Raw genomic sequence first — 13,609 nt, forward strand, 5'->3', positions numbered from 1 at the left:
TGATGTAGCCCTTATTTTATGAAAATAAGCTGACACCGAAGGCATCTAGATGCACACATTTTCATATCAGGAAATTATATTAGCTTCATATCAAATTGCAAAACATGAGCAACTCAGATTATTTGACTGTGCAGATTGGCAACAAACTCAAGGCAATTCGTAAGGAAAACGGTTGGAAACTAGGAGACCTAGCAGCAAAATCAGGCATGAGCATGGCCATGATTTCCAAAATTGAGAATGGACGGATTATCCCTACGCTGCCTTCCCTGATTCAACTCATTCAGGCTTTTAATCTGAATATCTCCGAATTTTTCAGTGATCTTAAATCAGACAATGAGTTCAAAGGCTATATATTCCGAAAAAAGAAGGAGTACACAGCTGTCATCAAAGAAGAGGAATCCGCAGGCTTCGAATACCAGATGATCCTGAACTATCCGATAGAAAAATCATCGATGGAAATCTCTCTGCTGACCCTTGAAAGCAATGCGAAAAGAGCCCGAGTCTCTACCTCAGGATTCGAATACCTATTTCTTCTCAAAGGAAACATAAAGTATGAGCTTGGGTCGGAGACACTTTTGCTAGAAGAAGGCGACTCGCTGTTTTTTGATGGCAATATTCCCCATGTACCCAGAAATGAAACCAATACCGATGCTGTGATGCTCGTCCTTTATTTCATCACGATGAATTAAGTATTTAATGCAAATTCATGCTGCTTTTTTGACTTTCCCTGAAGTAATATTAATGTAATAATACAAACAGCAGTCATGATGATGCCGCCCACTTGATTGAGGTCTCCCAGGAAATTCACCCAAGTCACCTGCGAATCACTGAATTCTTTGAACAACATCACGCCCACACTCCCACTGTAACCCAATGCGTCAGCGGTGTAGAAAAGAAAACCCACATTCCCACTAAAGCGCAGCATCGCGATAAATCGCTCAAAGATCAGACAATGAAACAGAATGTACGGTAGATAAAGCCCCACTCCATTGATTATCATCCACCAGATCGGCGACATAACTCCCTTTTCAAACACATAAGTCAGCACTACGATTCCGATGCAGCATGCGATGCTCAGGTAAATCCCATAATCGAATGCCTTGCGGTTGTTCCGTATCAACACTCCAAAAGCTGCAATAAGCAAAACCAACACCGCTACCGGAATCTCAGTCAGGGTGATCAGTTCAGGACTACCTTGCATGCCCAGCTCAGCCCAAAACTCTACCATAAAATTGTCACGGAAATCACGCACAATAGTCAAGAGTACATACACCACTACCAGACCGCCAAAGACCAGCCCATGCTTTTTCAAAAAATCCATTCGTTGACGGGCATTCATCGGTAGGCGCTCAGATCGAAGCATCAAATCTTCCGCCGAGCGCTGTTGGGAACTGCTGAGCATTCGTACTGACACCAAAAAAAGAGGGAAGAAAAGCAAACCCGTGAGAAACGGCATAATGAATTCACCCGCACCAAAGTCCTGCATCAACCACAACCCTACTGACTTCACAAATCCCGTGGAGAAAATAAACGTAGCACTCAAAGCCGCAGCCAAAAGCTCCGTATTTTTCCTTCCTTCCAGATAGGAAAAAACCAACCCAAACACCATTCCTAATGGAAATCCATTCAAAAACAGGGCAAGCGGCTTTAGGTTCATCGGCAAAACAGCAAAAGCCAAAAGCATGAGTAAGCCGAATCCGACCAAAGCGATTAAGGAAGTTGCCCGCCTATTGGAGGTCATTTCGGAAACCAGTTTGATGCCTACAAACTTCGAAAACATATAGCCAAGCACCTGACTGATCACCAGCACAGTCTTGAGATCCATCCCATAAAACTCGATGTCTAGATATTGCCCCGCAAGAAATGCCTTGCGCACGGCATACATCCCCGTATAGCAAAGAAATGCCCCAGTCATCAGCATACTTGTTGATTTTTCAGGAATATATTCCCTGGATACTGCGAGCATATTTTTCATATCATGAAATTTTCAAAATCAAACCCAGGGACTATCCAGCTAGTCAAAAAATCAAGTCAAGAATACTCCTCTGGATAATTTTAATAAAAACACAAACTTCAAAACCCTACTATCCAGCTATCTAAACACACAATTCACAACCTAGATTAGCCTTTATCCCAAAGGTATTGGCATCAAATCTAAATTCTAAAACCTCCATGTTAAGTGATTATTAACTTTTGTGTCAATAAATTAATTTTCCAATTAGGAAATTTTTTGAGTTTATTTGTAGGCGTCTCAAGAGTTGATTTTGGACCACGCCGGATCAACAAACAGTATTTCAGTAGATGAAATCAAGCATGATGCAAGCGACACACACTGGGATGATTATTGGCCACCTGCCTGTCGGCAGACAGGTGCAAGACAGGCTATCCCGACCTTCAGTGCGGGACAAGTTGTGATCTTTGATAAAAAAATAAACACATGCAAAAAGAAGCCTTAGCGATGGTCTTTCAAGAAATAGAGAAGCCATTTCTTCCTCTTCCCATAGATTTTCCCATCCTAAACCAGGATGAAGTGCTCGTTGAGATTACCTACACGACTATTTGCACAAGTGATCTCCACTCCTACTATGGCCGCAGAAGCAGTCCCTCACCGAGCGTTCTCGGCCATGAAATGATCGGTCGGATTGTTAATCTACCCGAAAATGAAATGTTTGATTTTCACGGAGCACAACTTATGAAAGGCGACCTGGTCACGTGGTCAGTCTTTGCCTACGACCACACAGGTAACATGGCTACCAAAGGAATTCCCCAAAAATCCCCTTCACTTTTCAAGTATGGCCATGAGCAGATGCAGCAAAACGATGTACTTAGCGGTGGATTTGCGACACACTGCCATTTGCGAAAAGGCACGGATATTTTCAGAATTCCAAAAAGCGTCTCACCTAAAGCTGCAGCTCCACTAAACTGTACACATGCGACGATCGCAGGTGCCATTCGATTGGCAGGAAGCCTAAAGGATAAAAACGTGCTGATCATCGGAGCAGGAATGCTCGGAATCTCAGCAAGCACCATGGCAAAGTTTGCCGGTGCCAAGGTGGTGCTTGCCATGGATGTAAACCAGCAGCGTATCCAAAACATCTTGCACTTCGGAGCAGATGTAAGCATCAATGCAAGTCTTTCCCTAGAGGAAATCCAGAAAGAAATCCTCCCAATCGGCGGTGTTGATGTGCTACTGGAAACTTCTGGCTCGGCAGAAGCCATGGAAAGAGGACTCGATCTTCTCAATGTCGGAGGTACTGCCATCTGGGTAGGAGCTGTCTATTCCCAGCGAAACATATCCATCAATGCAGAATCTATTGTGAGAAGAATATTGACCATCAAAGGGCTACATAATTACGCACCGGAAGACCTATCCTACGCAATTAAATTTCTGGAAGCCTCCCATTCCACTTACCCTTTTGGGTCACTTGTGGGAGCCGAATTTCCATTGAATGAGATGGAGAAAGCCTTTGCAGCCGCCAAGGAATCCGGCTCCTACCGGGTGGGAATCACACCAAACTACTGAAAATCCATTTCTATTATCGACTACAAATGAGCGAAAAACACTACATCAAACTTATCGTTTTTGACATGGCAGGAACTACTGTCAATGAAAACAATGTGGTCTACCAAACTCTCAAACTGGCTATCAATAAGCTTGGTCATGATTTCATGCTCAACGATGTGCTGTTGAATGGCGGAGGCAAAGAAAAGCTACAGGCTATCCGTGACATCATGAAACCTGCTTATAACTCTTCTGAAGCGCTCGAAAAAGATGCACAGCTTGCATTTTCTGACTTTCTCATCTTGCTAAAGGAAGCCTATGAAAACTTAACAGTGTCTACTTTTGAGGGCACGCCAGCTCTCTTTGAATATCTCCGTAAAAACGGTGTAAAAGTGGCTTTGAACACAGGTTACAATTCAAAAACAGCACTTTCGCTTTTGGGCAAATTAAACTGGAGCGAAGGACTGATTTATGATGCTTTGATAACCGCAGACGATGTGGATAAAAGCAGACCTGCTCCTGATATGATTTTGCTGGCCATGCAAAAATGTGGGATATCCAACCCAAAAGAAGTGGCTAAAGTAGGTGACTCGATGGTAGATATAGAGGAAGGAAAAGCAGCCAACTGCGGATTGACATTTGGCGTGACTACCGGTGCCCAGACAGCAGACCAACTCAATGCAGCTGATCCGGATTTCATCATCGATTCACTTCTGGAATTGAAAGATATAATTGCAATAAAGGATTAATTATCAAGGGCCGGGGCGGCATATCACACAGCTCTAATCTCTTCATATCCGGAAAACCACCAACCACACTTTAAGAATTCTTCTAACATTGTAATTCATGAATCATCAACATGCTATCGTAATCGGCGCAGGTATCGTCGGGCTGTCCGTGACTAGAGCACTTCATGCTCAGGGCTGGAAAGTAACTGTTATTGAGCGTTATCCCCAGGCTCAAGGAGCATCAGTAAGAAATTTCGGAATGATTTGGCCAATCGGTCAAGCGCAGGGCCCAAGCTTTAACCGGGCAATTCGCACCCGTGAAATCTGGCTAGAAATGGCTCAAAAAGCCGGATTTGGGGCTGAGCAAACAGGCGCATTACATTTAGCATACACTGATCTTGAGCTTCAGGTGGTCTCAGAATACGTATCTGCCATGAACGACAAGAATTCGGCACAGCAACTTTCACCGGAAGAAACACTTGCAAAAAGTCCAGCAACCGTTGAAAAAGGATTAAAGGGCGCACTTTGGACTACAGAAGAGATGATAGTCGATCCACGGGAGGCCATCGCCAAAACGGCTAATTATCTCGAAAGCCTCCAAGGCGTAGACTTCGTCTGGAACAGAGCCATCTCGCGCATCGAAGGAAACACGGTTTACAGCGGTCAGAAATCCTGGTCAGCTGACAAAATATATGTCTGCAGTGGTGCTGATTTTGAGACCTTATACCCGGAATTGTTTGAGTCCATTCCGATCACCAAGTGTAAGCTACAGATGATGCGCCTGGTACAGCAGCCGCAGAATTGGCGTATCGGTCCACCGCTATGCGCAGGGCTAAGCTTCATACATTACAAAGGTTTTCAAGTTGCAGCTTCCTTGCCGAAGCTTAAGGAAACTTATACCGGGAAGTACCAAGAACTGCTTGATCTGGGCATTCACGTTATGGTTTCCCAAAATGGCAAGGGAGAACTGACTATTGGTGACAGCCATGAGTATGGGCTTAATTTTACACCCTTTGACTCCAAACACATCAACCAGCTAATCCTGGAAGTGCTACGGACTTTTGCACAATTTAAGGACTGGGAAATCGACAGCTCCTGGCATGGGATTTATCCTAAAATGACCAATGGTGCGACGGAATTTGTCCATCAAGTCGATGACACCGTCACCATTGTCAACGGAATGGGAGGCGCAGGAATGACACTCTCCTTTGGACTCGGTGAAGAGGTGGTAGCGTCCAGCCTAAACCAGTAGGGAGTTCCTCTACTGGCTTAGGCGCAATCATTTGACAATTTATTAACACGATAATAAAACTCCTGGGATGCAATTTATTTAGAATTGCTAAACAGAATCCACCTGCGCTCCATGAAGTTCTTCTTGCTATTTATCTGTCATCTACTTCTATTTGCTTCACAGCATGCACAAGCCCAAACTGCTGACCAACCTATTCTCGACAGGTGGTTTTGGCCAAACAAAGGACTTCCCAGAAATGCGGCAAGCCCACTTTTTCAGGATAGCCTGAGTTTAAGGCCTTATCAAATCCACCAAACCAGCTACTACCCAAATCAGCAGATAAATGAACCGGTAAGTGCGCAATACCAATTGGCAGACTCCACCGGCACCGAGTCATTGGATTCATTTTCGATGGAGTTTTGGCTGCTGGATCACGTAAACCATCCTGTTGGATTTGAAATTTTCATTGGTGAAACAAGTGTTTTCGCACTCTGGAATGGCAGTTATTATTTTTCGAAGGCAACTAAAAAGCAACTGCCATGGGATCAGTATTGGGCACATGTAGTACTTACCTATTCCGATGGACTGCTTGAAATCCGGGAAAACGGCGTCCTGATTTCATCACAAAAAAAACTCCTTACCGAGAGAACTATTGTACTCCATAGCTATCTGAAGCATGAGCCATACATGGAACTTGACGACTGGATCAAGCATCTCGTAATTCATAAAAATGCACTTAACGAAACTCAAATCCAACGAAATTTCGTAGCACATCAGGCCATAAAAAAAACCGGAAAGCGATTTCCTGACAGGTTTCACTTCATGGCAGAGCCTTATCTTTTTGCCCCAGCCCCATCCTCCATTCAACTTACTTTTGAGACCGACAGGTCTGCCAAAGCCGAGATCTGGTATGGTACCGAACTGCCCTTGCAACACAGTATTTCTATCCCGGCCGGCAAGGAATCGATCATCACTGCAACGCTACCGGATTTAATTCCCGCACAAGCCTACTTCTATCAGGTACTCGCAGAAGACAGTATTGGGAACACCCAGGATTCTGGTGTATTGACATTCAGAACTTCTCACGAAACTGAAGATCCGGTATTCTTTGGGATTGTATCAGATACTGAAGCCAGACCTTGGATTAACGAGCAAATAGGTCTTAAACTTTGGGATGAGCGACCTGATTTCGTCATTCACATGGGCGATGTGACCGACGGCGGCAAGGAGAATGACCAATGGCAATGGACACAGGAATATTTTCCCGGCAGCGCAGCCCTCACATCCCGCATCCCTATGGCACCTGTAGCCGGCAATGGAGAGGGAGATCTTTTTTGGTACAATCAATACCATCCACAGGCCTCACCGGGTGGATACTATAAATTCAGCTATGGCATAGGTGAATTCTTTATGATGAACAGCAATGATATGGACGGATTGCAACCTGGAGGTCAGCAATACGAATGGCTAAAATCAGCGCTGGAAACCAGTAACTGCAAGTGGAAGTTTGTTTCGATGCATCATGCCCCTTACTCCGCTGATGAGGATGACTATGGCAATACATGGACAGGTAATAGCACCCATGGAGACAGGACGCTTCAGCCGCTTATTAAACTGATGGAAGATAATGGGGTGCAAGTGATGTTCTTTGGACACTTACATACCTATATGAGAACATTTCCCATGAAAGAGGATAAAATCAACCTCAAGGAAGGCATTCACTTCATCCAGGTAGGAGGAATGGGTGGCAACTTAGAAGACTTTGCTCCAACTAGAATTCCATTTGTAGCGAAAACGTATCGAGGGTTCCACTACCTCACAGTGGCACTCACAACCACCAGTTTTGAGCTGAGAATGTACAATACCGAGGGCGCTATGTTGGATCAGCTGCTCCTCTCAAACTAATGCAAAATAACCTACCAGAAAACTGAGCTTAAAGTCTTCCTATACTTTATCTTCAAAGAAATAGACAACCAACATATGCACGGGAATATCACCTACGTTCACCGGATTATGCTCAAGCCTTCCGTCAAATAACATAGAATCTCCCGACTCCAGATCAATTTCCTGATCTCTGAATACATACCTTACTGAGCCCGAGATAATGAATTTGTACTCAAAGGCATCAGTCTGAACAAAATCCCGTGTGGATCCGGGCTGAATCTCCAGAAGCACAATATCAATGGTGCTCTGTTTGACCTTTTTGGTGAAAATCCGAAAATACTCATAGCCGCTCGCTGCTTCCTTTTCAAATCGCTCATAAGCCGACTTACGCTGGATCAATATTGGAGATTCTCGGGTATGCAGGTCCAGCTCTGTAAAAAACGAATCCAAATCAACTTCCAGCGCTTTGATGATCTGAATCAAAACCAGCAAAGATGGAATAGTCCGACTGTTTTCGATCTGTGAAATCAGGCCCTTGGTGACCCCCGCATGATCGGCAACGTCCTGAAGGGTCATACCTTTCTCCTTGCGAATACTTTTGATTTTATTGCTGATCTGTACGATCACTTCATGCTCCATGTCCTGTTATTTTGGGAGTGCTAACCTATCTATTTATTCAGGAGTATAAAAGTAGGTAAAGCGAGATTTAGTTAATTAAATTATGCTTTTTGCAATTACGGGCACCTTATTGCTCAACGTTTAATAAAAAAAATTATAGCTAAATCGACAAACAATAAGGGGAGCTTCATGCAATACACTCACCCCCCCGAAATAATAAACCAACTAAATAAATGTTTAGTAAAATTAAACATCAAAATAAATTGAAAATATAAAATGAGATTATATATATGTTATTTCTTGGTACACTATTGTTTACATAATAGCCAAAAATGGATTATTATGACTTAGATGAATTTTAAGGTATTGCTGACCACTCCATTAACAAATCACAAAACCTTAACATTATTTTTTTTAGAAGCTTGATATCAATACTTTATTTAGTATATATAAACCTATTTGTTATGAACAGCAAAAGATCTAAGCTCAGCAGCACCAAAAGAATTGACATGGTATTTGATCTCTACAGAAAATTTGGACAGGAAGACTACATTGGAGAGCCAGTATCGCAGATTGAGCACATGAGCCAATCTGCCCAAATCGCCGAAAAAGAAGGACATGACACCGAGGTGATCTTAGCCGCATTCTTCCATGACATCGGGCACTTGTGTGTCAACCAGGGAGACTTTGAGACCATGGATGGCTATGGAATACTGAGCCACGAGAAAATAGGGGCTGACTTTTTAAGAGACCTTGGGTTTCCTGAGCGAATAGCCAAATTAGTTGAAAACCACGTACAGGCCAAGCGCTACCTGACCTACAGAGATCCAGCATATTTCGAAAAACTGTCCGAAGCTAGCCGAAAAACACTTGAGTTTCAAGGTGGCAAAATGAATGAAGAAGAAGCTACTGCCTTCGAGACAGACCCACTCTTTGAGTTGTCACTTAAGATGCGCACATGGGACGAAATGGCAAAAGAAGAACATGTACCCCTCCCCGGTTTGGAAACCTATATACAGATGGCCAAACAAATAATCAGTTAATGTAACCTCCCATATCACTATGGTTACAGCTCATTATCATCTGCTATCTTTGGACATTATAATCATCCAACAAGTCCCCGTCTAGTCCAAATACCTGAAGATTGAGGTTTTCTGAATCCAATTCAAGAATCCCGAAATGGTGTTTTTTAATCAAACGGTCCATTTGAGGAAACACAGAATCTTTGCCGACCGGCTCTAGTCCTCCCCCTGCCCCACCGACAATCAGAAATTCTACCTTATGACCAGAAAAACTCAACTGTAATCTCTCATAATCATGTGTATGACCTGCAATTACAACATTCACCAAGCCAAGTTGTAAATAAGGCTCCAGTAGTTCCCTAATACGTTGCTCACCCGTGTACCCTGGCCAACCCTGAGAGTAGGGAGGCTGATGTAAAACAACAATTTTCCAACTGGCAGACTTCCACTCCACACTTTTCATCGTAGCATCAAGCCATTTTCCTTGTTCGGAATTGGAATTGATTCCAACCGGAAAAGTCCTATTTGGATCCAATGAAAGAATAGCCGCGGCACCGATTCGCATCATGCCATAAGACAAATCTTCCGGCCTCTGAACATATTTTTGAAGTAGCTTTGGCTCAAGATCCTCATAATAACCGTCGTAATCATGATTCCCCGGCACGAGCAATTGTGGCGTACTCATCAAGCTTAGCTTTTGTAACAGCCTAGGAAAAGCATAAAGATCAGAGCCATTATTAACTAAGTCTCCAGCTCCGATACTCACATCAGGCTGATGCGTTTTGAGCATTTTTGAAATCTGATGAAACGTGTCCCATCCTCCCTGCGAATCTGCCCAAATGGCAAGCTTGACTTTGTTATTGACTTTGGGCTTCGAAAACGAGTAGGTTCCAAGCTGAGATTTATCCTGTGAAAGCTGAAACTGAACCGAATCTCTTTCACCCAGATCAAGTGTGAAAACTCCGTCTTCTGACTTTAGCATTTGCTCGCTTCCATCTTCCAAAATCAGGGTAGCATAACCACCTCGCTCACTTACCCAGCGGACGAAATATTCCCCATCAGCACTTGCGATCACTACTGGATCAGTCATCAATATTGGATAAGAATCCATTCTGATTTTTCTTTCGCTAGCGCTCATTTCCTTCACCTCACTTCTAAGCGCCTCATCATCCAGTAAGTCAATCTTTCGGACTAGGAGAAATGAATCAAATTCCCTCAAGCTTGCTGCTTGCCAATCCTCCAAATCATTTTCACTGATCCAAGAAACTTTTTGAAGACCTCCAGCCATGGCATTATTCACACAGCGGATAGTGAGTTGACCCGCTTTAACATTTCCCACAGGAAATAAATCTCCGCCTGATTCACGTATGACCAATGCTCCATCCAGCCAAACCTGTGCACCATCATCAGCTTTTACCTGAAGGTAGCCAGCATCTAAATCAACAGTATTGGTATACCAAAGCGAATGATTTGGTAAATCTATTCTATGGGGCAATTCCAATTTACTACCTACACCAAAATCAGGTAAGTCTCGCGATATTCCCGCAATAGAATCAGAACCCAAATACACCCAGCCTTCACTCAACTCCTTTAAGTTCACACTGGAAAACTCATTTTGAAAAAGTGGGGATATGGCTTCTTCATTCGAAAAAAACACTCCTCCAAATGTCGGAGAGGTATTTTGAACAGATTCAGATGAGCAGGCTAGTAGGAAAAGCAGCCCAACAGACAGAAAGTTTATTTGACTCATTCCACCATCTCCTTGATCACTTTACCAGCTTTGGCATCTGGATATTCCATCCCAAGTAATTGGAAGATTGTGCGTGCGATCATGGCAGAATGCCACTGACCTTGGGACTTCATTTCACCACTAGCTGGTGTATCAGGCCCTATAGCCGCCATCCAGATTTCTCCTCCTTCAGGCACAGCCGAACCATGACTTCTCCAAGAGGTTTTACTGATGCCACGACCGTGATCTGTGGTAATGATCATTGTTGTCTTGTCTTTGTACTGAGGGTCTGATTGCACGAAGTCCCAGATCTCCTTGATGTATGCATCCGTCTGCTTGGCTGACCAGATGTATTGATCGTAGTGATTTTCATGTGCCCAGTCGTCAGTCTCTCCATAGGAAATATACAGTACTCTTGGTTTTTTATTTTTCAAAGCTGCCATCGCATAGTTTTGTGTAAACACATCCAACCTCACCCCTCCCCATGGGCCACGGATTTCGGATTGCATCTTGTTCGTTAAAATCTCTTCAGGTGAAAGATCATCTCCCTCCGCAATGTCAAACCCAGCATTTACAGGCACTCCACTCCGTTCCTCATTTACGATATATGGGAATACATCCCAAGAACCAAATGCCATCACCTTATCCTTGAACTCTGCCTTCTGGTTCAGATACTCCAGCAAAGTAACATTGGGATTGTTGATTTTATCATTACTTGTGATTCGCTCATCATCAGCAAATCCACTCAGCACCTCATTGTATCCTGGATAGGAAAACCACATTTTATTACTGTTATCAACTTTATTTCCATAGGCACGATTTCCATAGATTTGACCTTCTTCGGCAATGGTATTCCACAGAAATGGTAATAGCATCTCTCGTCTCACAAGTGGGTCCACATTCCAAAAATCTTCCAATAAAGAACCTGGCTCTTTGATCATTCCTGTATCATCAACCAACAAAGAGTCTGCTCCCTTGAATATTTCCTGCCATCTCAGCCCATCCAGCGTGATCAGGATTATATTTTCAGTCTTATTCTCCTGCCCTTTTACGGTCGCAGTCTGGAACAGTAAAAAAGCGAAAGCCGCGTAAACAATTGATTTTTTGAACATGATTTTTAGAAGGTTATGAGTTAACCTGATCTTGCATTAGAGTTTCTATTATCAACCCAAAAACATAATCCAGGTTTAAAAAAGTCACCCTTCATTTTTCAATGAGGGTGACATTTGATTTAAGTTATACATTTTTTGACTGAGACTCTTAATCTGCTAACTGTGGCTTTTTCTTCAAAAGAGAAGTATGCAAATTCGGGATTTCCTGCCTCTTATCTAATTAATCCATATCCCACCACACCCGTGTGGTGATTGCATCTGGACCTTGACGTGCTATAGCACTTTCGTAGTTCGCCTTATTGAGTGATTGCACAGAACTAGGATACATGAAGCGTACCGGAACTGTATTGATGTAAGCTGCCGGACCAGGAGTGATTTTAGGATAGTCTGTTCTTCTCCAGTCATACCAGCCTTCCATTCCAGAGAAATACAGGGCAAGCCATTTTTGAGTACCGATTTTGGAAAGCTTTTCTTCTGTAGACCCAGTATAAGCTACTTCTGACTGCGCAAAATACGCATCTCCCACCACCAATTTATCTGCTATCTGAGGAAGGCCAATGATTTCATAGCGGCTTTTGTAGTAAGCAAAAGAAGACTCAATACCATTTTTATAATACGCTTCAGCTGTTCCGGTAGAAATATAGCCTCTTTCTCTAGCCTCCGACAGTACAAACTGAAGTTCGGAATAACTCATCAATATCGCCTGAGCACCGATTGGATTTGCCAGCGGGGTACATGCAGAACAAGACCATAGATATCCCACACGAGACATGAAATTAGAACCGCCCTTAGCAGGATCTCCGGACGGGGAATAAGCCAAAGCCTCCTCATCCGCCAAGCCATTTGGCACACCCTGGTAGTCGTCTTTTGTTCCGATCACTCCTGCACCGGAATCATTTGTAGGCTGTGCATAGGCATACAACCTTGGATCTTCCAGATCTTTCAAAACGTTTTCCATTCTTTCACTCAACCTATACTCATCAAATGAACCGGAACGGGTAGTATACAACCCATGCTGGTTTGGCACATCCTGAAGATATTGCAATGCCGCCTGATCATCATTGGAAGTGAAGACCGGAAACTGGGTAGGATTAGAAACAATCGCCTGCATTCCTGCCCCTGGATTCATACGATCAGATAGTCTCATCAGGATTCGCAGCCTAAGCGAGTTTGCATATTTCTTCCATCTCATCACATCTCCTTCGAAAAGAATATCCCCTTCTACACTTTCTGTTGTAGATCCCAATAAGGTATTAGCCTGTTCCAACTCTGCAAGAATCCCATTATAGATCTCTTCCTGAGTATCAAAAATCGGGTAATTCACTTCTGACTTAGCTTTTGTAGCCTCCAAATAAGGCAAATCTCCATAGGCATCCGTCATAAATGAATAAAGACTGGCTCTTAAAACCAGGGCAATCCCGACGTAATTACTTTGCCCGGCTTCAGTAGAGATATCGATCACATTGTTCAAATCACGCATGGAATTGTAGAACGTGCTGTATGGGTTTCCTTCGGGTCCCCAGTTATACCTGTCTTCATTGGTAAACTGAATCTTGGCAGTCTGCTGCATGACTACATTCCCATAACCCCAAGCCTTGCCAGAGATTTCATTTGTAGTATTCCGGATGATGGTCGGTAAAAGCAAACTTGAAGAAACCGTCTCAGGACTGTTTGGATTCATATTTACTTCTTCAAAATCCTTGTCGCAGCTGCTCAGAGAAAGCAATGCTGCCAACCCGATTCCTGCTATATATTTTGTATTGAAATTCATAATGTTCTGTTT

General features: G+C 43.4%; 11 protein-coding genes. 6 read left to right on the top strand and 5 right to left on the bottom strand.

Features of this window, described 5'->3' with window-relative positions:
* Positions 1-104: 104 nt before the first annotated feature.
* Positions 105-689: a helix-turn-helix domain-containing protein gene (locus SYJ56_RS03475; protein ID WP_323832241.1), complete on the top strand. Its 585-nt coding sequence runs from the start codon at positions 105-107 to the stop codon at positions 687-689.
* Here SYJ56_RS03475 and SYJ56_RS03480 read toward each other — a convergent pair.
* Positions 686-1,975 carry a DUF5690 family protein gene (locus tag SYJ56_RS03480; RefSeq protein ID WP_323832242.1) on the bottom strand — a complete coding sequence of 430 codons (1,290 nt, stop codon included), beginning with the start codon at positions 1,973-1,975 and terminating at the stop codon, positions 686-688. The two genes, SYJ56_RS03475 and SYJ56_RS03480, sit on opposite strands and share 4 nt — an antisense overlap.
* A 462-nt stretch (positions 1,976-2,437) precedes the next feature.
* Here SYJ56_RS03480 and SYJ56_RS03485 point away from each other — a divergent pair, with 462 nt between their 5' ends.
* The 4 genes from SYJ56_RS03485 (at position 2,438) to SYJ56_RS03500 (ending at position 7,366) form a co-directional block, all read left to right on the top strand.
* Positions 2,438-3,523: a zinc-binding dehydrogenase gene (locus SYJ56_RS03485; protein WP_323832243.1), complete on the top strand. Its 1,086-nt coding sequence runs from the start codon at positions 2,438-2,440 to the stop codon at positions 3,521-3,523.
* Positions 3,524-3,549: 26 nt separating this feature from the next.
* A complete protein-coding gene (locus tag SYJ56_RS03490; RefSeq protein WP_323832244.1) occupies positions 3,550-4,251 on the top strand; it encodes an HAD family hydrolase in 702 nt (233 codons plus the stop codon).
* 97 nt (positions 4,252-4,348) lie between these two features.
* A complete protein-coding gene (locus SYJ56_RS03495) occupies positions 4,349-5,482 on the top strand; it encodes a TIGR03364 family FAD-dependent oxidoreductase (protein WP_323832245.1) in 1,134 nt (377 codons plus the stop codon).
* Positions 5,483-5,593: 111 nt separating this feature from the next.
* Positions 5,594-7,366 (top strand): metallophosphoesterase family protein, encoded by a 1,773-nt coding sequence (locus tag SYJ56_RS03500; RefSeq protein ID WP_323832246.1) that lies wholly within the window; start codon positions 5,594-5,596, stop codon positions 7,364-7,366.
* A 39-nt stretch (positions 7,367-7,405) separates the two neighbouring features.
* On the opposite strand, the gene SYJ56_RS03505 is transcribed toward SYJ56_RS03500, so the two are convergent.
* Positions 7,406-7,984 (bottom strand): helix-turn-helix domain-containing protein, encoded by a 579-nt coding sequence (locus tag SYJ56_RS03505; protein WP_323832247.1) that lies wholly within the window; start codon positions 7,982-7,984, stop codon positions 7,406-7,408.
* A 443-nt stretch (positions 7,985-8,427) separates the two neighbouring features.
* On the opposite strand from SYJ56_RS03505, the gene SYJ56_RS03510 reads away from it, so the two are divergent.
* Positions 8,428-9,006, top strand: coding sequence for a phosphonate degradation HD-domain oxygenase (locus SYJ56_RS03510; RefSeq protein WP_323832248.1), 579 nt, complete (start codon positions 8,428-8,430; stop codon positions 9,004-9,006).
* Between the two features lie 43 nt (positions 9,007-9,049).
* On the opposite strand, the gene SYJ56_RS03515 is transcribed toward SYJ56_RS03510, so the two are convergent.
* From SYJ56_RS03515 to SYJ56_RS03525, 3 genes are all read right to left on the bottom strand, one after another.
* Entirely contained in the window at positions 9,050-10,735 is a 1,686-nt protein-coding gene (locus SYJ56_RS03515) for a metallophosphoesterase family protein (protein WP_323832249.1), read from the bottom strand.
* Entirely contained in the window at positions 10,732-11,826 is a 1,095-nt protein-coding gene (locus SYJ56_RS03520; RefSeq protein ID WP_323832250.1) for an alkaline phosphatase family protein, read from the bottom strand. The genes SYJ56_RS03515 and SYJ56_RS03520 overlap by 4 nt, the downstream gene beginning before the upstream one ends.
* 220 nt (positions 11,827-12,046) lie before the next feature.
* Positions 12,047-13,597, bottom strand: a complete 1,551-nt coding sequence (locus tag SYJ56_RS03525; protein ID WP_323832251.1) for a SusD/RagB family nutrient-binding outer membrane lipoprotein — start codon at positions 13,595-13,597, stop codon at positions 12,047-12,049.
* Positions 13,598-13,609: the final 12 nt, after the last annotated feature.

This window comes from Algoriphagus aurantiacus, assembly GCF_035156405.1.
In the GTDB taxonomy this organism is placed as follows: domain Bacteria; phylum Bacteroidota; class Bacteroidia; order Cytophagales; family Cyclobacteriaceae; genus Algoriphagus; species Algoriphagus aurantiacus.

What these genes read in the sequence shown, in the direction of transcription:
- SYJ56_RS03475 (WP_323832241.1), top strand. Translation starts at nt 105, where the DNA reads ATGAGCAACTCAGATTATTTGACTGTGCAGATTGGCAACAAACTCAAG.
- SYJ56_RS03480 (WP_323832242.1), bottom strand. Translation starts at nt 1,975, where the DNA reads ATGAAAAATATGCTCGCAGTATCCAGGGAATATATTCCTGAAAAATCA.
- SYJ56_RS03485 (WP_323832243.1), top strand. Translation starts at nt 2,438, where the DNA reads ATGCAAAAAGAAGCCTTAGCGATGGTCTTTCAAGAAATAGAGAAGCCA.
- SYJ56_RS03490 (WP_323832244.1), top strand. Translation starts at nt 3,550, where the DNA reads ATGAGCGAAAAACACTACATCAAACTTATCGTTTTTGACATGGCAGGA.
- SYJ56_RS03495 (WP_323832245.1), top strand. Translation starts at nt 4,349, where the DNA reads ATGAATCATCAACATGCTATCGTAATCGGCGCAGGTATCGTCGGGCTG.
- SYJ56_RS03500 (WP_323832246.1), top strand. Translation starts at nt 5,594, where the DNA reads ATGAAGTTCTTCTTGCTATTTATCTGTCATCTACTTCTATTTGCTTCA.
- SYJ56_RS03505 (WP_323832247.1), bottom strand. Translation starts at nt 7,984, where the DNA reads ATGGAGCATGAAGTGATCGTACAGATCAGCAATAAAATCAAAAGTATT.
- SYJ56_RS03510 (WP_323832248.1), top strand. Translation starts at nt 8,428, where the DNA reads ATGAACAGCAAAAGATCTAAGCTCAGCAGCACCAAAAGAATTGACATG.
- SYJ56_RS03515 (WP_323832249.1), bottom strand. Translation starts at nt 10,735, where the DNA reads ATGAGTCAAATAAACTTTCTGTCTGTTGGGCTGCTTTTCCTACTAGCC.
- SYJ56_RS03520 (WP_323832250.1), bottom strand. Translation starts at nt 11,826, where the DNA reads ATGTTCAAAAAATCAATTGTTTACGCGGCTTTCGCTTTTTTACTGTTC.
- SYJ56_RS03525 (WP_323832251.1), bottom strand. Translation starts at nt 13,597, where the DNA reads ATGAATTTCAATACAAAATATATAGCAGGAATCGGGTTGGCAGCATTG.